Origin of the sequence: Streptomyces cylindrosporus (assembly GCF_022698165.1) — a bacterium.
GTDB lineage: Bacteria > Actinomycetota > Actinomycetes > Streptomycetales > Streptomycetaceae > Streptomyces > Streptomyces cylindrosporus.
This window is the reverse complement of sequence record NZ_JALDAY010000005.1, coordinates 617,213-635,291: the sequence shown is the minus strand read 5'-3', so window position 1 is coordinate 635,291 and position 18,079 is coordinate 617,213. Positions and strand designations below refer to the sequence as shown.

Here is an 18,079-nt window from a genome sequence, read left to right as displayed (position 1 = left end):
TCCATGTCCGCCGGTCTTCGATTCCTGTCCGTGCGTCTTGCGCCGCGCCCCACCGGCTACCGTTCGGACATGGACGTACTCAGCGATGCCGTGAGCGCGATGCGCACCGGGCGGCCGCACTCCTCGCTGCGGGACAAGTACGCGCCCTGGGGCATGCGCTTCGAGGCCGCGGAGGGGGCCGGGTTCCATGTGGTGCTGCAGGGGTCGGCGTGGCTGATCCCGGCGGCGGGCGAGCCGGTCGCCGTGGGGCCGGGGGACGTCGTGTTCCTGGCGCACGGGCGCGGCCACGCGCTGGCCAGCGGGCTCGACGTACCGCTGGAACTGGTGCGGCCGGGTCAGAACGGCCGCTGGCCTCAACCCCCTTCTCCGCCGAGGGACTCGACGCCGGACGCGGTCATGCTGTGCGGCGCCTACCAGATGGACCACAGCCGCGCCCACCGGCTGCTGACCGATCTGCCGGAGGTGGTGCATCTGCCCGCCCGGGTCGGCGCCGACCGCTCGCTGCGGGCGGCCGTGGAGCTGCTCGGCATGGAGATGGAGGAGCGGCGGCCCGGTTCCGACGCCATCGTCACCTCGCTCCTGGACACCCTGTTGCTGTACATCCTGCGCGCCTGGTGGCAGCGGGAGCGCCGGGGCACCGGCTGGTCGGCCGCGCTGGCCGACCCGGCCGTGGCGGCGGCCCTGCGTGCGATCCACGGCGACCCGGCCCACCCGTGGACGGTCGAGGAACTCGGCGCCGAGGGCGGCCTGTCCCGCGCCGCCTTCGCCCGCCGCTTCGCCGCGCTGGTCGGCGAACCGCCGCTCGCCTATCTCACCTGGTGGCGCATGACGACGGCGGGCCGACTGCTGCGCGAGGAGGACCTCCCGCTGCGCCACATCGCCCAACGCACGGGCTACACCTCGGAGTTCGCCTTCGCCAAGGCCTTCAAGAGGGAGTACGGGGTGGCGCCGGGGCAGTACCGGAGGCGGGCCTCCTAGGACTCCTCCAGGACTCCCTGCCCCAAGGCCCCCTGCTGCGGGGCTCCCTGGTCCTGCGCTCCCTGCTCCTGCGCTCCCTGCTCCTGGAGGAGCCAGCCGATGCGCAGTTCCCGCGCGCCCGGGCGGAACGTCCGCGTGAGTTCGGCGCGTTCGGGATCGCCCTCGGGGAGGTTCTCGGCGAGGAGCGCCTGCGCGGCGATCGTCTGGGGGCGGGCGCCGAGCGCGGCGCGGAGGTGCAGCGAGCGGCGCAGCATCGCGAGCCGTTCGGCGGGCTGCTTGTGCGGTGCGAGGTGGCGGATGATGTACGACTCGAAGTAGCCGTCGCCGGTCCTGGTCGCGATCTCCAGGGCAGTCTCGTAGCGCGGTAGGGCGCCGGCCGGGTCCGCGTCGATATTGTCCAGCAGTACCGCCCAGTGGTACTCGGCCCAGCCGCGCGTCTTTTCGTCATCGCTTCTCGCCGCCGCCCGGTACCCGGCCTCGGCCACCGCGCGGTCGTCGGCGCGCGTCCCGCGCCCGAACAGCAGGCGGCTGTAGGCCAGTCGTCCCGTGAGCAGCTGCGCCGTCGGCGACGCGGGATCGAGCACCGCGACGGCCTTCTCGGCCTCCTCATGCCCCTCGATCCGGAAGAACCAGCGCTCGACGGCGATCTCCGCGTACAACTCGGGCTCGGCGTCCGGGTCCAGGGCAGCGAGCGCCGCGTCCCACTCCCCGAGCAGCAGCAGACGGCGGGCAATGTAGGTGTCATCGGCTATCATGGCGCCTACATTAGGAAACGGCGATGTAGGTGGTCAAGTGCAGTACGGTGACTACATTGGGAACGTGACGCGGCTGGCCGTCGAGCTGGCCAACACCGGGACCCTCGACGAGGAGGGCGAACTGGTCGCCGCGTTCTTCGCGGAGCACGAGGTCACACCGGCGCCGGGCGGCGACTACGGCGAGCTGCCCGGCCTGGTGCGCACGGCCCTGGCACAGGCGGTGGACGGCGCTGCCCCCGACGCCGTACACCGCCTCCTGCGCGACTATCCGCCGGAGATGCACCTGTCCGACCACGACGGCGGCTGGCACGTCCACTTCAGCCGCAACGGCACCCCGGCCGAGCGCTGGGCCGGCCAGCTGATCGCCGCACAGCTGGCCCTGGTCGCGGCCGGGGATCCGGCGGTGACGCTGGGGCGGTGCGCCGCGGCCGGGTGCGGAAACTACTTCGTGGACCAGTCCCGCAACCGCACACGCCGCTTCTGCTCCAACGCGTGCGCAAGCCGCACGACGGTGGCGGCCCACCGGGCCCGGGCGGCGAAGAACTCCTGAAGCACTCCTGAAGCACTCCTGGCGGGACCTCCTGTGGGGTCTGTCCCAACTAGCCCCCGAAGGGATCCTCCAGCTCCGCCCGCAGCACCTCCGCCGCCAGCTCGGCGTCCCCCGCCGCGACCGCCCGCACGAGCGCCTCGTGTGCCGCGTCGCCGGTGTCCGGGTCGTGGTCGCGCAGGCCGGTCAGGGCCAGCAGTTCGACCAGGCCCTCCCGCAGGACCGGCGTGAACTGCGCGAACAGATCCGCGAGTACGGGGTTGTGCGCGGCGGCGACCACGGCCGCGTGGAAGGCGATGTCGGCGTCGACGAACGCCACGTCGTCCGCGGCCGTGGCGGCACGCCGGCCGGCGAGCGCGGACTCGATCGCCGTGATGTCGTCCGGGGTGCGCCGGTGCGCGGCGAGGCGGGCGGCCTGGACCTCCACGGCCATGCGGACCTCGTAGACGTCCGTGACCGCGGCCCGGCGCAGCCTGGTCGGCCAGTCCTCGACCGGCTCGGTGGCGGTGACGAAGACCCCGGCGCCCTGCCTCGGCCGGACCAGCCCCGCCCCCGCCAGCGCGCGCAGCGCCTCGCGGACCGTGGAGCGGCCCACGCCGAGCTCCTTCGCGAGGGTCGTCTCACCGGGCAGCCTGGTGCCGACCGGCCAGTGACCGTCGGCGATGTGCGCGCGCAGCCGTTCCGCGGCCTGTTCGACCAGGGGGCTCGGGCGGAGGGGGCCGAGCGGCATCGCCTCACCTTCCTTTCTCGATCATCTCGATCAACTCGAACAGCCCGAACAGCTCGATCATCTGGGCCATCTGGGTCACTTGTCTGAGGAGCTGAGGTGTGGATAGCGTACCGCCATGACGTTCCGCGGTCTTCTTCTCGGCTGCCGCGGCGGGGCCTGACGCGACCGGCACCCCGCCGCGGGTCGCCGTGCTGCCGGTCTCCGTCCGACCGAGCCGGAAGGCAGCAGCAGACGATGAGCACGACGACCGCCGCCTGGAACCCGCAGGGGCCCAGCCCGATGCCGTACCACCGCTACCGCCCCTATCAGGACCGGGTGAACGTCCCGGCCGACGACCGGAGTTGGCCCGCCGCCCGCATCGACCGCGCCCCGCTCTGGGTCCCCGTCGACCTGCGCGACGGCAACCAGGCCCTCGCCGAACCGATGGACACGCCCCGCAAGCGCCGCTTCTTCGACCTGCTGACCGGCGTGGGCTTCAAGGAGATCGAGGTCGGCTATCCCTCGGCGAGCCGTACGGACTTCGACTTCGTACGGCACCTGGTGACGTCCGGCGCCGTACCGGACGACGTCACGCCGGTCGTGTTCACCCCGGCCCGGCCGGAGCTGATCGACCGGACCTTCGAGTCGATCGCCGGGCTGGAGCGCGCGGTCGTGCACCTGTACATCGCGACCTCGCCGGTGTGGCGGGAGGTCGTACTGGGCCGTGACCGCCACCGGATCCGGGAGACCGTGCGGGAGGCCGCCGAGCGGATGGCGCGGCTGGCCGGCGACTCCCCCGGCATCCGCTTCCAGTTCTCCCCGGAGACCTTCAACCTCACCGAACCCGACTTCGTCCTCGAACTGTGCGACGGGCTCACGGAGTTGTGGGACGCGAGCCCCGACCGCCCGGTGACGCACAACCTCCCCGCCACGGTCGAGATCGCCACTCCGAACGTGTACGCCGACCAGATCGAGTACATGCATCGCCGTCTGTCCCGGCGCGACTCGGTCATCCTCTCCGTCCACCCGCACAACGACCGCGGCACGGGCGTGGCCTGCGCCGAACTCGCCGTGCTGGCGGGCGCCCAGCGCGTCGAGGGCTGCCTCTTCGGCAACGGGGAGCGCACCGGCAACGTCGACCTGGTGACCCTGGCGCTGAATCTGTACTCCCAAGGGGTCGACCCCATGGTCGACTTCAGTGACATCGACGCGGTGCGGGAAACGGTCGAGCACTGCAACCGCCTGCCGGTCCACCCCCGCCACCCCTATGCCGGCGACCTCGTCCACACCGCCTTCTCCGGCACCCACCAGGACGCGATCGACAAGGGTTTCGCGCACCGCGCCGAGCACCCCGACGAGCCCTGGCAGGTGCCGTATCTGCCGATCGACCCGGCCGACATCGGCCGCTCCTACGAGGCGGTCATCCGCGTCAACTCCCAGTCGGGCAAGGGCGGAGTGGCGTACCTCCTGCGCACCCACCACGGCATCGACCTGCCACCGCGGATGCGGCCGGACTTCTCGCGGGTGGTCCAGGAGGCGACGGACGAGAGCGGGCGGGAGGCGACGCCGAAGGAGCTGTACGGGCTGTTCGTGGAGACGTATCTGGTGGAGACGTGTCTGACGGAGGAACGGCCCGTGGATCCGGGCGAGTTCGAGATCCTGGAGCTCGTGGAGGACGGGACCGCCGCGTTCGCCGAGGTGCGGGTGGACGGGGTCACGGCCTGGGGTGCGGGCTTGGGACCGTCGGCCTCCGCCCAGGCCGTACGGTCCGCCGCGCACCGGGCGGCGGCGCGATGACGGACGTACTGCGTGCCGAGGACGTCCATGTGGTCCGCGACGGCCGGCCGATCCTCCAGGAGGTGTCGCTGACGGTCCGGGCCGGTGAGCACTGGGCGCTGCTCGGCGCCAACGGCGCGGGCAAGTCCACGCTGCTCAGCCTGCTGGGCGCCCGCGTGCATCCCTCCCGCGGCTCGGTGGAGGTGCTCGGCCGCCGCCTCGGCCTGGTGGACGTACGGGAGTTGAGGTCGTACGTCGGTCATGTCGACCCGCGCCATCCGCTGGCCGAGCCGCTGCGGGTGCGGGACGTCGTCCTGACCGGGCTGACCAACTCCGTTGTCCCGCTGCCGCGTTGGCGGCCCACCGCCGAGCAGGAGGAGCGCGCCGAGCGGCTGATCGCGACCCTGGGGCTGGCCGAGCGCCGGGAGTCCCGCTGGCCCACGCTGTCCCAGGGGCAGCGCGGCCGGACACTGATCGCCCGCGCGCTGATGCCGGAGCCCCGGCTGCTCCTGCTCGACGAACCGGCGACCGGCCTGGACCTCCCCGGCCGCGAGCAGCTGATCGCCGCCCTGGACGAGCTGCGCCTGGCGCATCCGACCCTGGCGACGGTCCTGGTCACCCATCACCTGGAGGAGCTGCCGCCGGGCACCACCCACGCCCTGCTCCTGCGCGACGGCCGCGTCCTCGCGCAGGGACCGGCCGCCGGCGTCCTCACCGGCGACCAGGTCGGCAAGTGCTTCGACCTGCCGCTGAGCCTGACGCGGCACGACGGGCGCTGGAGCGTGCGGATCGCCCGGCGGACATGACGAAGGGGGGCGCCCCGGGCGGGCGCCCCCCTTTCCGCGCACATCACTTGTTCAGGTAGGCCCAGAACTCGTCGAACGACAAGACCTTGTCGCCGTTCAGGTCGCGGGTCTTGATGATCACCTCGGCGACCGACTCGGTGACGTTCCAGTCGCCTCCCTGGGCGAGGGCGGTCTTGAACTCGGCGGCCGTGATGAAGCCGTCGCCGTCGGTGTCGATCCGCTGGAATTCCTTGCGCGCTGCCTCGATGTCCGCCACCGATCCGCCCCTTTTCTCCATGACTGCGAGTCTTGCTGTGTTGCTGACGCAGGTCAGATTAGCTGGCGAGGCGCGCCTCCAGCGCGGCGCCCACCCAGGCGAACTCGTCGGCGAAGGTCTTCACGGGCGTCCCCTTGAGGGTCCCCAGCAGTTCGCGGTAGCGCGCGAGGCGGGGGTTGTGGGTCGCGTTGATGCGTTCGAGGATCGCGGCGCGGTCGGTGTCCCCGAACAGCTCCCGCAGCACGTTCTCGGCCTCCGGGGCCTCCGGCGCGATCCCCTGCTGCCGCGCCTTCCCCACCTGCTCGACCAGCCGCCTGGCGAACCACCGGGACGCCCCGGCGGGTGTGTCGGGCCCCCGGTCGGCGTGGTTGAGCTCGGCCGCCCTGCGCATCTGGGCCCGGAACTCCGGGTCCTGCACCATCTCGGCCAGCTCCACCCAGGCGTCGACCTGTTCGGGAGTGGGGTCGTCCGGCAGGTTCACCGCGGTGTTGCGCATCCGCTCGCGGACGTCCGGATCCGCGAGGTCCAGCCCGTGGAACATCTCCTCCACGAACTCCTCCATGATCCGCCTGCGCTCGGCCGCCGACAGCCGTGCCAGTTTGTTCATCAGGGTCATCTCCTCCGCACTCGATCCGCGTTCCGCCACGGTCGACAGCACCGCACGGGTCACCCTCAGCGAGCGGATCTGCGCGTCCAGCGCCACCACGTGCGCCGCCGCGACCTCCGCGACCGTGCGCTCGCCGTCCAGCACCTTGCGCACGTCCGCCAGACCGAGGCCCAGCTCGCGCAGGGTGCGGATCAGCTCCAGGCGGGCGGCGGACTCGGCGTCGTAGAGCCGGTAGCCGCCCTGCGAGCGGCCCACCGGGCTGAGCACGCCCTCGTCCGACCAGTAGCGGATGGTGCGCACGGTCAGCCCCGTCGACCTGGCCAGCTCGCCGATGGTGAAAAGTCCGGTGCTGTCGTAAGGGGGGTCTGGGGGGTCTCCCCCCGGATAGCGCAGCATGTCTGCGAGTCTGGGCCTTCCAGTGGGTGGAGACTCAAGGAGCGCGGAGATGGAGACTCTTCGGGACATTCTCGACGCGGCGGCGCGCGGTGTCTTCCCGCCCGCGGACGGCCGTACGACCGTCGTCCCGCAGGCCTGCGACCGGGACGCGGGCGTGCTCGCCTTCACCGCGCACGCCGTCGTGTTCACGGACGAGGACCCGGAGTGGGTGTACAAGACTCTCCGCGCCACTGACTGCGACGAGCTCGCCGCGCCCATGAACCCGCGCTTCCTGGCCGCCCTCCTCGACCGCACGGGCCGTACCGCCGACACCGTCGACGCCATGCTGGTCGGCTCCCCGCTGCCGGGCGAACCGCCGCTCGCGCTCAGGGAGATCGAGGACGGGGAGCATCCGCGGATCGTCTACGCCCGCCGCCGGCGCGACGAGGTGCGCGCCTGGACGGCGGACGGCGGGGTGCTCGTCACGGGGCGCGGGGTCGGCGGCCGGCCGGAGGTGTCGGTGGAGGTGGACGAGGGGGTACGGCACCGGGGGCTCGGGCGGCTGCTGGTGACCGCCGCCCGGCATCTCGTCACGGAACCGCTGTGGGCCCAGGTGTCCCCGGGAAACGCCCGCAGCATGCGGGCGTTCCAGGCGGCGGGCTATCGGCCCGTTGGCTCCGAGGTGCTGCTCTGTCAGCGGAAGATGCCGGTGTGACCGAGGGAGTAGCGGCCCGGCTGGGGATAGACCGCGAGGCCGTGCGGGCCGCTGCCGACCTTGATGCGGGCCAGCTGCTTTCCGGTGCGGGTGTCGATGGCGTACACCTCGGAGTTGTAACGGCCGGACAGCCACAGGACCTTGCCGTCCGCCGAGACGCCGCCCATGTCGGGGCTGCCGCCGTCCGGCAGGTGCCACTTCCTGGTGACCTTGTCCCGCGCGAAGTCGAAGACCGAGACGGTGCCCTCGCCGCGGTTGGAGATGTACATCTCCCGTGAGTCGCGGCTGACGTAGAGGCCGTGGCAGCCCTTGCCGGTGGGCAGGAAGGCCGGCTTGGTGAACTTGTCGCCGTCGAGGATCCACATCCCGTCGGCCATCATGTCGGCGATGTAGAACTTCTTCCCGTCCGGCGACACCTTCACGTCCTGCGGCATCGCGCCGTGGAACGGCAGCTTCTGCTGCCCGATCACCTTCATCCTCTCGGTGTCGACCTTCAGCAGCTCGCCGCTGAACTCGCAGGAGACGATGAAGTACCGGCCGTCCAGGGAGAAGTCGGCGTGGTTGACGCCGTAGCAGCTGACCGGGACGGTCTTCTCGCGCTTCATGGTGTGCGCGTCGCGGAAGACCAGCTCGCGGTCGAGGGAGGCCATCACGATCGCGTACTTGCCGTTCGGCGTGAAGTAGAGGTTGTACGGGTCGTGCACGTCGACCGTCTTTCCGGCCTTGCCGGTCCTCGGGTCGATCGGGGTGAGGGTGTTGCCGCGGTCGTTGTTGACCCACAGCGTCTTCATGTCCCAGGAGGGGACGACGTGCTGGGGCTGCTCGCCGACCGGGATCGTCTCGATGACCTCGTACGTCTTCGGGTCGATGACCGAGACGGTGTTGGAGTTGGTGTTGGGGACGTAGACGCGGGACGGGAAGTCCCGGACGGCCGGGGCGAGTCGGTTCGGGCGGTCGGCGGCGTACACGTCCTTCGGGTCGAGGACGGGCGGCATGCCGGGCAGCCCCTGGACGGCCGCCGCCTTCTTCTCGGCCGGGGCGAGGGCGGCCTTGCTGCCGAGCGCCTCGTCCGTGCGGTGGCTCGCTCCCGAACCGCAGCCGGCCAGGGCGGCGAGGACGGCGGTCGCGAGCAGGGCGTGTGCGATTCGGGTGCGCTGCATCAGCTGAACAACTCCGTGGTGGTCACCGCGGACAGGCCGCGACGGGCGAGTTCTTCCAGTACGGCGGGGAGCGCCAGGGCGGTGTCCGGATAGCCGAAGTGCAGGCTCACCACCGAGCCCGCGCGGGCCTCGGCGAGCACCTTGCGGGTGATGGCGGCGGCGCCGGGCCGGGTGTAGTCGAGGGAGTCGACGTCGTACGACAACACGTGCGGGTAGCCGGCGGCCTGTGCCAGGCGGGCGACGAGCGGGGAGGCCTGCGGGGCGCGGGAGGGCCGGAACCAGGTGCCGATCGAGCCGGTGAGCCGCTTCAGCCGGTCGGCGCAGGCGGTGATCTCGGTGCGGGCGTCGGCCTCGGTCATGGTGTTGATCGCGAGGTGGCGCTGGGTGTGGTTGCCGAGGTCGTGACCGCCGTCGAGGATGCGGCGGGCCAGGTCGGGGTGCTCGTCGAGCCAGCTGCCGACGGCCAGCACGGTGACATGGGCGCCGTGCCGCTCGGCCTCGGTGAGGATACGGCGGGCCAGGGCGGGGTCGCCCTGGCCGTGGAAGGTGAGGGCGAGGCGGGGGTGGGTGCGGGGGCCGTGGGTGAGCTGGGCGGGTCGGCCGGGGAGGCGGCGGGGGGCGGGGGCCGGGGTGGGGGTCGTCGGGGGGTGCGTGGTGGGGTGCGCGGAGGGGGCGGGGCGGGCGGCGACGGCACCGTGCGCACCGCATCCCGCGGTGAGGGCGCCGGTGGCGAGCAGCCCGGCACCGGTGCGCAGGGCCGTGCGGCGGTCGGTCGGGGTCACCCGCACCATTTAAGGGGCGGATGGTAAGAAAAAGGGCGATTGCCCCTATTGGGGGACACTGTTCGGGTCGCGGCCGACCCCGCCGTACAGGCCCTAGCGGTCGGCGACCCGCATCTCGAACCATGTCGTCTTGCCCCGCGGCAGCAGGTCCACGCCCCAGCGGTCGGACAGCTTGTCGACGAGGAAGAGCCCGCGTCCGCTGATGTCCGTCTCCTGAACCGGCATCAGACACGGCAGCCCACGGGACGGGTCGCGGACCTCGATGCGGATCCAGCCCCGGCGGCGGCGCATGCGGAGGCCGAAGACGCGGGCACCGGTGTGGCGTACGGCGTTGCCGACCAGCTCGGAGACGAGCAGGACCGCGTCCTCGGTCATCTTGGGCGTCAGCCCCCAGTGCCGCAGTACGACGACCTGGGCGAGGCGGCGGGCGGTGGCCGCGGACTCGGGCCGGGAGGGCAGCGGGACCTCGGCCTCCGTGGGGTTGCCGAACAACTCCAGTGCCTTGAGCGCTCGTTCGTCCTCCACCGCAGGCGACCAGCGCGCCGCGGTCGCACGGCCCTGTCCCCGCGGCTGTTCGATGCCCTCCAGCCCCGCCATGCCCCCATCATGGCCGCACCGGGCGCCCTCCGGGGCCGTTCCGGAGGAATACGCCCCCCGGAATCCACCGTTCCGAATGGGTCGGTTGGCATATGACACAGGCAGTTCGGAGGCCTCGACAGCCTGCCTGAGCTGCGGTGACGGCTCCTCCGGAGGCAATCGACGGACCCCCTCGACAAGACAGACTTAAGGTTGCCTTAAGGCTCCCATAAACCGCCCCATCGAGGGACCCGGATCAGACATCGCGTCAATTGCAAGTGGTTCGGGGGTACTTAGAGGAACTGGGGTACTTAGAGGAACTTCGCCTTGCCGGGGCCTTCCTCCACGAAGCTGCGCATGCCGCGCTCGCGGTCCTCCGTCGCGAACAGGCCCGCGAACCAGTTGCGTTCGACGGCCAGGCCCGTCTCGATGTCCGTCTCCAGACCGGTGTCGACGGCCTCCTTCGCGGCCCGCAGCGCGATCGCCGGGCCCTGCGCCAGCCTCGCCGCCCACTCGTGCGCGGCGGAGTACACCTCGGCGGCCGGGACGACCCGGTCCACCAGGCCCAGCGCCAGCGCCTCGTCCGCCTTGACCATACGGCCGGTGAAGATCAGGTCCTTCGCCTTGGACGGGCCGACCAGCCGGGCCAGGCGCTGGGTGCCGCCCGCGCCCGGGATCAGGCCGAGCAGGATCTCCGGCTGGCCGAGCTTCGCGTTGTCCGCGGCGATCCGGTAGTCCGCGCACAGCGCCAACTCGCAGCCGCCGCCGAGGGCGTAGCCGGTGACGGCCGCGACCACCGGCTTGGGGATGCGGGCCACCGCCGTGAACGAGTCCTGCAGGGCGCGGGCGCGCAGGACCATCGCGGTGTGGTCCATCGCCTGCATCTCCTTGATGTCCGCGCCGGCCGCGAACACCTTCTCCCCGCCGTACACGATCACGGCGCGGACGTCCTCGCGCCGGGTCGCCTCCTCGGCCAGCTCCCTGAGCCGGTCCTGGGTGGCGACGTCCAGGGCGTTCATGGGCGGACGGTCGAGCCGGATGGTGCCGACGCCTTCGGCGACTTCGAGATTCACGGTCATGCAGGCAGGTTAACGCGCGCTAACGACAACGGCCCCGGTGCAGTACCTCACACCGGGGCCGTCATTGTCGTAGGACTTACGACTTCCACTTCTCCCAGGACATGTTCCAGCCGTTGAGGCCGTTGGCCGGGTCGACCGTCGCGTCGTCGGAGTTCTTCACGACCACCACGTCACCGAGGATCGAGTGGCTGAAGAACCAGGCCGCCGGTGTGGTGCTGTCGTAGCCGCCGCGGACGTCCCGCAGGCCGATGCAGCCGTGGCTGGCGTTGTAGTTGCCGAAGGCGCCGCCGCCCCAGTAGTTGCCGTGGGCGAAGGTGCCCGAGTCGGTCAGGCGGATGGCGTGCGGCACGTCCTTGATGTCGTACTCGCTGCCGTAGCCCACCGTCTCGCTGTTCATCCGGGTCTCGGTGAGCTTCTGGCTCATGACCATCTGGCCGTTCCAGGTGTCGTAGCCGGGCTTGCCGGTGGTCACCGGGATGGTCTTGATGGTCTTGCCGTCCTGGGTGACCTTCATCGTGTGCTTCTTGGCGTCGACGTAGGAGACCTGGTTGCGGCCGATGGTGAACTTCACCGTCTTGGCCTGCGAGCCGTACACGCCCTGGCGGCCCTCGACGCCGTTCAGGTCGAGCTTGACGGTGACCTTGGTGCCGGACTTCCAGTACTGCTCGGGGCGGAAGTCGAGACGGTCGTTGCCGAACCAGTGGGGCTCGACGTCGACGGCCGGCTCGGTCGTGATGGTGATGGCCTTCTCGACGTCCTCGGGGTGGGTGATGCCCCGGGTGAAGCGGATGGAGAACGGCATGCCGACGCCGACCGTGGAGCCGTCCTCGGGCGTGAAGTAGCCGACGAAGGTGTTCTTCGGGGTCAGCGTGGTGAAGCTGGAGTCCTCCGCCGCCTGGCGGCCCTCGGAGTCCTTGGCGACCGCGTGCACCGTGTACTTGGTGGACGCGGACAGGTGGGTGTCCGGCGTCCAGCTCGTGCCGTCGGCGGCGATCTTGCCTGCCACCGCCCCGCCCTTGGCGTCCTTGACCTCGACCTGGGTCAGCTTGCCCTTGCTGGCGGTGACCTTGAGGGCTCCGCTGGTGTCGACGGACTGCGCGCCGTCCTTGGGGGCGATGGCGACGACGGCCTCGGACTGCTTGCTCTGCGCCGTGTCCGAACCCTTGCCCTTGCCGTCCCCGGAACCGGAGCCGGATCCGGACCCCGAGCCTCCCCCTCCGCACGCGGTGACCGCGAGCAGCAGGACGCCGAGAATCAGCGCCAACAGCCCCTTGCGGCCCCGCCGCCCGCGTGCGTCAACCGACGCCCCCGATATCGGCCTGACGTTCAAGTCGTACTCCCCTCCCGGGCCTGGTCGGGCCCCACCCCCGCGCAGCTCAAGCGCGCTTGGCGCATATTAACCGCAGGGTTTTGAGATTCGTGTCAGACGAATGTCACCGTTCGGTCGCAACATCAACTGCCCGCTTTCCACTCGTTCCACCCCATGTTCCATCCCCCGAGGCCGTTGTCGGGAGCGACCTTTTTGTCATTGCTGTGGACGACCTCGACGACGTCCCCGATCAGACTGCGGTCGAAGAACCAGCCCGCGGGGGTGTCGGAGCCGCCGCCCTTGACGTCCCTGAGGCCCACGCAACCGTGGCTGACGTTGACGTGGCCGGGGGCGGTCGGCGCCCAGTAGTTGCCGTGCAGGAAGGTGCCGGAGTCGGTCAGGCGCATGGCGTGCGGGACGTCGGGGATGTCGTACTCGCCGCCGAAGCCGACCGTGCGGCTGTTCATGCGGGTGACCTCCAGCATCTCCATCACCACCATCTTCCCGTTGTAGGTGGTGTGTTTCGGCGCCCCGGCGGTGATCGGCACGGTGGCCAGCAGGTCGCCGTCCCGGCGGACCTGCATGGTGTGCGCGGCCGCGTCGACGAGGGAGACCTGGCTGCGGCCGACCGTGAAGGAGAACGTCTTGTACTGGAGGCCGTAGACGCCGGGGGCGCCCTCCACGTCCCGCAGCTTCAGCGCGACGGTGACCTGGGTGCCGGGCTTCCAGTAGTGCTCGGGGCGGAAGTCGAGGCGGGCCTTGCCGAACCAGTGCGGGCGGATCTCCACGGCGGGCTTCGCGGTGACGTGGACGGCGCGTTCGACGGCGGCGCGGTTGTCGATCTCGCGGTTGAACTCCAGGGACACGATCATGCCGGTGCCGACCGTGGAGCGGTTCTCGGGGGTGACGTATCCGATGAAGCGCTCGTCGGGGACGTACGTGGTGAAGGTGGTGTGCCGGGCCGATCTGCGGCCGTGGCCGTCCAGGGCGACCGCGTCGACGGTGTACTTGGCGGCGAGGGCGAGCCGCGCGTCGTCGGGTTCCCAGCGCAGGCCGTCGTCGGAGATGTGTCCGGGCACCGCGGACTCCTGCGCGTCCTGGGACTTCACCACCTTCACGGACTCCAGGCGCCCGCTGGGCACCCGTACGACCAGCCGCTGGTCCGGCCGGATGCCCTTGCCGCCGTCGTCCGGTGAGATACGGATCACGTCCTCGGGCGCCGGGGCCTTGCCCAGCACCTCGTCGATGCCGCCGCCGCTGCCGCCCGAAGTGCAGCCGGCCAGCAGCCCCGCCCATGTCAGTACGGCGGCCAGCCCGGCCCCCACGCGCCACGCGCGCCCATGTCCATGCGTCACGACGTACCCAACGACGGGCCCCGCTCCGGGGAAACGTGAGTGCGACGCAACCGCTGGGCAGAACAGTGGGGAGGACGACGCGCTGGGGAGCCGCGGCCGGGACGCCGTGTGCTCTCTTTTCTGGTCGTCCCTTGAGCCGTGGGAGGCCGTGGTGTCCAGCGCAGCCGAGCAGGAGGCGGTGGCCGAGGAGGGTGTGCGGTCCGCCGCCGTGGTCAACGGCGTGCACCGCAGGCCACCCGGCGTGCCCGTGCGGCCGGGTGCGCCGACACCGCTGGGGGCCAGGTTCCGGGTCGGCCCGGACGGGGTCGCGGGCACCAACTTCGCGCTGTGGGCGGGCGGGGCGGAAGCGGTCGAGCTGTGCCTGTTCGACGAGCGCGGCAGGGAGACCCGGGCGCGGCTGACCGAGCTGACGCACGAGATCTGGCACGGCTTCGTCCCGGGCGTCATGCCGGGCCAGCGCTACGGCTACCGCGTGCACGGCCGCTGGGACCCGTGGACCGGCAGCCGCTGGAACCCGGCGAAGCTGCTCCTCGACCCGTACGCCCGCGCGGTGGACGGCGACTTCAGCCTGCCGCCCGAGGTGTACGGGCACGTCCGCGACTGGCCGCAGCAGCAGGTCGCCGACACCGTCCGCGACGACCGCGACTCGGCGCCGTACGTCCCCAAGGGCGTCGTCGTCCACGATGACGACGACTGGGCGGACGACCGCCGCCCGAAGACCCCGTGGGCGGACTCGGTCATCTACGAGCTGCACGTGAAGGGATTCACCGCCCAGCACCCGGGGATCCCGGAGGAACTGCGCGGCACGTACGCCGGACTGGCGCACCCCGCGGCGGTCCAGCACCTCCTCGACCTGGGCGTGACGGCCGTCGAGCTGCTCCCCGTGCACCAGTTCGCGCACGAGGACCACCTCCTGCGCCGCGGCCTGAAGAACTACTGGGGCTACAACTCCATCGGCTACTTCGCCCCGCACGCCGCGTACGCCGCGTCCGGTACGACGGGGCAGCAGGTCGGCGAGTTCAAGCGCATGGTCCGCGCGCTGCACGCGGCCGGCATCGAGGTCATCCTCGACGTGGTCTACAACCACACGGCGGAGGCGAGCGAGTTGGGCCCGACGCTCTCCCTGAAGGGCATCGACAACCGCGGCTACTACCGCCTCCAGTCGGACGCCCGCAGGTACGCCGACTACACGGGCTGCGGCAACACCCTGCACGTCGTGCAGCCGCACGTGCTGCGGCTCATCACCGACTCGCTGCGCTACTGGGTGACGGAGATGGGCGTCGACGGCTTCCGCTTCGACCTGGCGGCGGCGCTGGCCCGCTCGATGCACGACGTCGACATGCTCTCCCCGTTCCTCGCGGTCATCGCCCAGGACCCGGTGCTGCGACGCGTGAAGCTGATCGCCGAGCCGTGGGACGTGGGGTCGGGCGGCTACCAGGTGGGCGCCTTCCCACCCCTGTGGACGGAGTGGAACGACCGCTACCGCAACGCCGTCCGGGACTTCTGGCGGGGTGCGCTGCCGGACGTACGCGACCTGGGCTACCGCCTCTCCGGCTCCAGCGACCTGTACGCCTGGGGCGGCCGCCGTCCCTACGCCTCCGTCAACTTCGTCACCGCGCACGACGGCTTCACCCTGCGCGACCTGGTGTCGTACGAGAGGAAGCACAACGAGGCCAACGGTGAGGGCAACCGGGACGGCACGGACGACAACCGCTCGTGGAACTGCGGGACGGAGGGCGAGACGGAGGAGGAGCGGGTACGGGCGCTGCGACGGCGCCAGTTGCGCAACCTGCTCACCACCCTGCTGCTGTCGACGGGCGTGCCGATGCTGGTCGCCGGCGACGAGCTGGGCCGCACGCAGCGCGGCAACAACAACGCGTACTGCCAGGACAACGAGATCAGCTGGCTGGACTGGAGCCTGCTGGAACAGCCGGGCTGGAAGGCCCTGTTCGACCTCACGTCCCGTCTGATCGAGCTGCGCCACCGGCACCCGGTGCTGCGCCGCCGCGCCTTCTTCTCCGGCCGGGCGCACTCCGCGGACGGCCTCCGTGACCTGGCCTGGTTCACGGCGCGCGGCAGCGAGATGACCGAACGCGACTGGTACGCCCCCGCCGCCACCCTGGGCATGTACCTCTCCGGCAAGGACATACCCGGCCGCGACGAACGCGGCGCCCCCATCCTCGACGACAGCTTCCTCGCCCTGCTGCACGCCGGCGACCGCCCGGAGAGCTTCGTCCTGCCGGGCCCGCCGTGGGCGGAGAGCTACGAGGTCGTCGTGGACACCTCCCGGGAGGCCCAGACCGAGGAGCCGGGCGTGCTGCACCGGGCCGGGACGGCGATCACGGTGCCGGCGCGGGCGGTGCTGTTGTTGCGGGTCCGTGAAAGCTAGCCGAGGATCCCCCGCTGGTACGCCGTGGCGACCGCTGACGCGCGGTCGTTGACGCCCAACTTGGCGTACAGGTGGGTGAGATGGGTCTTCACGGTCGCCTCGCTGATGAACAGCTCGCGGGCGATCTCGCGGTTGGACGTGCCCTTGGCTACCAGGGCCAGGACCTCGCGCTCGCGCGTCGAGAGCGGCTCGTTGCCGGGGGCGCGGACCGCGGAGACCAGGCGGGAGGCGACGGCCGGGGACAGGACGGTGCGGCCGTCGGCCGCCGCGCGGACCGCCGTGAACAGCTCGTCGCGCGGGGCGTCCTTGAGGAGATAGCCGGTCGCGCCCGCCTCGATCGCGGGGAGGGTGTCGGAGTCGGTGTCGTACGTCGTGAGGACCAGGACCTTCGCGCGGGCGGACCGGCGGGTCAGCTCCCGGATGGCGTCCACTCCGCCGCCGCCCGGCATGCGCAGGTCCATCAGGATCACGTCCGGGTCGAGCACCGACGCCTTCTCCACCGCCTCGACCCCGTCGGACGCCTCGCCGAGCACCGTGAACCCGGGCGCGGACTCGAACATGCCGCGCAGACCGTCCCGTACCACGGGATGGTCGTCGACGATCAACAACGAGATGTCACTGGTCATGGCGGACCAACGGTACGCGAGCCGACAGGGCCGTACCGTGTCCCGGCTCGGACTCCACGGTGAACGTTCCGGCGATGCGTTCGGCACGCGCGCGCATGCCGTCGAGGCCGAAGCCGCCGGCGTGGGAGCGGGCCGGGAGGGCGAGGGGGTCGAAGCCGGTGCCGTCGTCGCGGATGTCGAGGATGACCTCGTCGCCCAGGTAGGACAGGGTGACGCCGACGCGGGTGGCGCGGGCGTGGCGGGCGGCGTTGGAGAGGGCCTCCTGGACGATGCGCAGGAGGGTGGCCGAGACCTCCTCGTGGAGCTGCTCGGCGGTGCCGGTGACGGTGAACTCGGCGCGTACACCGGTCCGTTCGCCCCACTCGGCGACCGTCTTCTTGAGGGCTTCGGGCAGCCCGTCGTTCTCCAGCGCGACGGGCGCGAGGTTGTGCACGGAGCGGCGGGCCTCGCCGAGGCTGTGCCGGGCGAGGTCCATGGCGCGGCCCGTGTGCTCGCGGGCCTGCTCCCGGTCGGGCGTGTTCGCGACGACCTGGAGCTGGGCGATGATGCCGGTCAGGCCCTGGGCGATCGTGTCGTGGATCTCGGCGGCCAGGCGCCGGCGCTCGTCGGCGACCCCGGCCTCCCGCGCCTGGACGAGGAGTTGGGCGTGGAGGGCGGCGTTCTCGTCGAGGGCCTGCTGCAGGGCGGCGTTGGTGCGTTCGAGTTCGGCGATGGTCTCGTTGCGCTCGTGGGCCCGGTGCGTCTCCTGCTCGGTGAGGTGGGCGACCACCATCTGCAGACCGGAGTTGGCGATCAGGAGGGCGGCGAAGACGGCCCACTGGACGAGGCTCCCGAACGGCATTCCGCCTGCCTGCGCCCCGGCCACGGTGACCGCGCTCGCGAGCAGCCCGAGCCGCTGCCACCGCCTGCCCGGGATCGTCTCGTCGGCGTCCATGTAGCCGGCGGCGGCGTAGAACGCGAAGAACGGGTTGATCCAGGTGAGGGCGAAGGCGAGGGCCCAGCGGACGACGTAGTACGCCGTCCCGGCCGGGGAGGGCCTGCGGCGGCGGTCGGGCCCGCCGGGCCGGGTGCTGTGCCACCACAGCTGGAGCACGACCGCGGCACCGAGCAGCGCCCAGGCCGTGTACCACTTGGCCAGGGGGGCGTGCGGGTCGGCGGTCGCGAGCGCGGGGACGACGCTGATGGCGAGCAGCGCGTACGGCCCCCAGGTGTGGAACTGCTCCCAGCGCCGCTCGATCTGCGTGTCCACCGCGGTCATGTCCCCAGTCTGCACGGCCGT

Annotated in this window: 18 protein-coding genes; 6 read left to right on the top strand and 12 right to left on the bottom strand. The window is 71.6% G+C overall.

The window, feature by feature from the left end; all coding sequences use genetic code 11:
• Positions 1 to 69 precede the first annotated feature (69 nt).
• On the top strand, positions 70 to 978 hold the full coding sequence (locus tag MQP27_RS19210) for an AraC family transcriptional regulator (protein WP_242766417.1): 909 nt from the start codon (positions 70 to 72) through the stop codon (positions 976 to 978).
• Here the strand turns inward: MQP27_RS19210 and MQP27_RS19205 are convergent.
• Positions 975 to 1,733, bottom strand: coding sequence for a hypothetical protein (locus MQP27_RS19205; protein ID WP_242766416.1), 759 nt, complete (start codon positions 1,731 to 1,733; stop codon positions 975 to 977). The two genes, MQP27_RS19210 and MQP27_RS19205, sit on opposite strands and share 4 nt — an antisense overlap.
• Positions 1,734 to 1,797: 64 nt before the next feature.
• On the opposite strand from MQP27_RS19205, the gene MQP27_RS19200 reads away from it, so the two are divergent.
• Complete coding sequence (locus MQP27_RS19200; RefSeq protein ID WP_242766415.1) at positions 1,798 to 2,283, top strand: CGNR zinc finger domain-containing protein; 486 nt, start codon at positions 1,798 to 1,800, stop codon at positions 2,281 to 2,283.
• Positions 2,284 to 2,332: 49 nt separating this feature from the next.
• Here MQP27_RS19200 and MQP27_RS19195 read toward each other — a convergent pair whose 3' ends face one another.
• Positions 2,333 to 3,010 (bottom strand): FadR/GntR family transcriptional regulator, encoded by a 678-nt coding sequence (locus MQP27_RS19195; RefSeq protein WP_242766414.1) that lies wholly within the window; start codon positions 3,008 to 3,010, stop codon positions 2,333 to 2,335.
• A gap of 234 nt (positions 3,011 to 3,244) precedes the next feature.
• Between MQP27_RS19195 and MQP27_RS19190 the strand changes: the two genes are divergently transcribed.
• Positions 3,245 to 4,786: a 2-isopropylmalate synthase gene (locus MQP27_RS19190; RefSeq protein WP_242766413.1), complete on the top strand. Its 1,542-nt coding sequence runs from the start codon at positions 3,245 to 3,247 to the stop codon at positions 4,784 to 4,786.
• Positions 4,783 to 5,571, top strand: a complete 789-nt coding sequence (locus MQP27_RS19185) for an ABC transporter ATP-binding protein (RefSeq protein ID WP_242766412.1) — start codon at positions 4,783 to 4,785, stop codon at positions 5,569 to 5,571. Before MQP27_RS19190 ends, MQP27_RS19185 begins: the two co-directional genes overlap by 4 nt.
• Positions 5,572 to 5,614: 43 nt before the next feature.
• Here the strand turns inward: MQP27_RS19185 and MQP27_RS19180 are convergent, their stop codons facing one another.
• Both MQP27_RS19180 and MQP27_RS19175 read right to left on the bottom strand, forming a co-directional pair.
• Positions 5,615 to 5,827 carry an EF-hand domain-containing protein gene (locus tag MQP27_RS19180; protein ID WP_058923062.1) on the bottom strand — a complete coding sequence of 71 codons (213 nt, stop codon included), beginning with the start codon at positions 5,825 to 5,827 and terminating at the stop codon, positions 5,615 to 5,617.
• A 58-nt stretch (positions 5,828 to 5,885) separates the two neighbouring features.
• Positions 5,886 to 6,830: a MerR family transcriptional regulator gene (locus MQP27_RS19175; RefSeq protein ID WP_242766411.1), complete on the bottom strand. Its 945-nt coding sequence runs from the start codon at positions 6,828 to 6,830 to the stop codon at positions 5,886 to 5,888.
• Between the two features lie 49 nt (positions 6,831 to 6,879).
• On the opposite strand from MQP27_RS19175, the gene MQP27_RS19170 reads away from it, so the two are divergent.
• Entirely contained in the window at positions 6,880 to 7,524 is a 645-nt protein-coding gene (locus tag MQP27_RS19170) for a GNAT family N-acetyltransferase (RefSeq protein ID WP_242766410.1), read from the top strand.
• Here the strand turns inward: MQP27_RS19170 and MQP27_RS19165 are convergent.
• From MQP27_RS19165 to MQP27_RS19140, 6 genes are all read right to left on the bottom strand, one after another.
• Positions 7,503 to 8,684, bottom strand: coding sequence for a YncE family protein (locus MQP27_RS19165; RefSeq protein WP_242766409.1), 1,182 nt, complete (start codon positions 8,682 to 8,684; stop codon positions 7,503 to 7,505). The genes MQP27_RS19170 and MQP27_RS19165 overlap by 22 nt on opposite strands.
• Entirely contained in the window at positions 8,684 to 9,475 is a 792-nt protein-coding gene (locus tag MQP27_RS19160) for a polysaccharide deacetylase family protein (protein ID WP_242766408.1), read from the bottom strand. The genes MQP27_RS19165 and MQP27_RS19160 overlap by 1 nt, the downstream gene beginning before the upstream one ends.
• A gap of 84 nt (positions 9,476 to 9,559) precedes the next feature.
• Entirely contained in the window at positions 9,560 to 10,063 is a 504-nt protein-coding gene (locus MQP27_RS19155) for an ATP-binding protein (protein WP_372511234.1), read from the bottom strand.
• A 290-nt stretch (positions 10,064 to 10,353) separates the two neighbouring features.
• Positions 10,354 to 11,121, bottom strand: a complete 768-nt coding sequence (locus tag MQP27_RS19150) for an enoyl-CoA hydratase/isomerase family protein (protein WP_242766407.1) — start codon at positions 11,119 to 11,121, stop codon at positions 10,354 to 10,356.
• 76 nt (positions 11,122 to 11,197) lie between these two features.
• Positions 11,198 to 12,451: a L,D-transpeptidase gene (locus MQP27_RS19145; protein ID WP_242766406.1), complete on the bottom strand. Its 1,254-nt coding sequence runs from the start codon at positions 12,449 to 12,451 to the stop codon at positions 11,198 to 11,200.
• Between the two features lie 122 nt (positions 12,452 to 12,573).
• Complete coding sequence (locus MQP27_RS19140; RefSeq protein WP_242766405.1) at positions 12,574 to 13,785, bottom strand: L,D-transpeptidase; 1,212 nt, start codon at positions 13,783 to 13,785, stop codon at positions 12,574 to 12,576.
• A 151-nt stretch (positions 13,786 to 13,936) separates the two neighbouring features.
• Between MQP27_RS19140 and glgX the strand changes: the two genes are divergently transcribed.
• The gene (gene glgX, locus MQP27_RS19135) at positions 13,937 to 16,174 is read left to right on the top strand and encodes a glycogen debranching protein GlgX (RefSeq protein WP_242766404.1); all 2,238 of its coding nucleotides are present in this window, start codon (positions 13,937 to 13,939) and stop codon (positions 16,172 to 16,174) included.
• On the opposite strand, the gene MQP27_RS19130 is transcribed toward glgX, so the two are convergent.
• Together MQP27_RS19130 and MQP27_RS19125 are read right to left on the bottom strand one after the other, a co-directional pair.
• Entirely contained in the window at positions 16,171 to 16,800 is a 630-nt protein-coding gene (locus MQP27_RS19130; RefSeq protein WP_242766403.1) for a response regulator, read from the bottom strand. The two genes, glgX and MQP27_RS19130, sit on opposite strands and share 4 nt — an antisense overlap.
• Entirely contained in the window at positions 16,790 to 18,058 is a 1,269-nt protein-coding gene (locus tag MQP27_RS19125) for a sensor histidine kinase (protein WP_242766402.1), read from the bottom strand. The genes MQP27_RS19130 and MQP27_RS19125 overlap by 11 nt, the downstream gene beginning before the upstream one ends.
• Positions 18,059 to 18,079 lie beyond the last annotated feature (21 nt).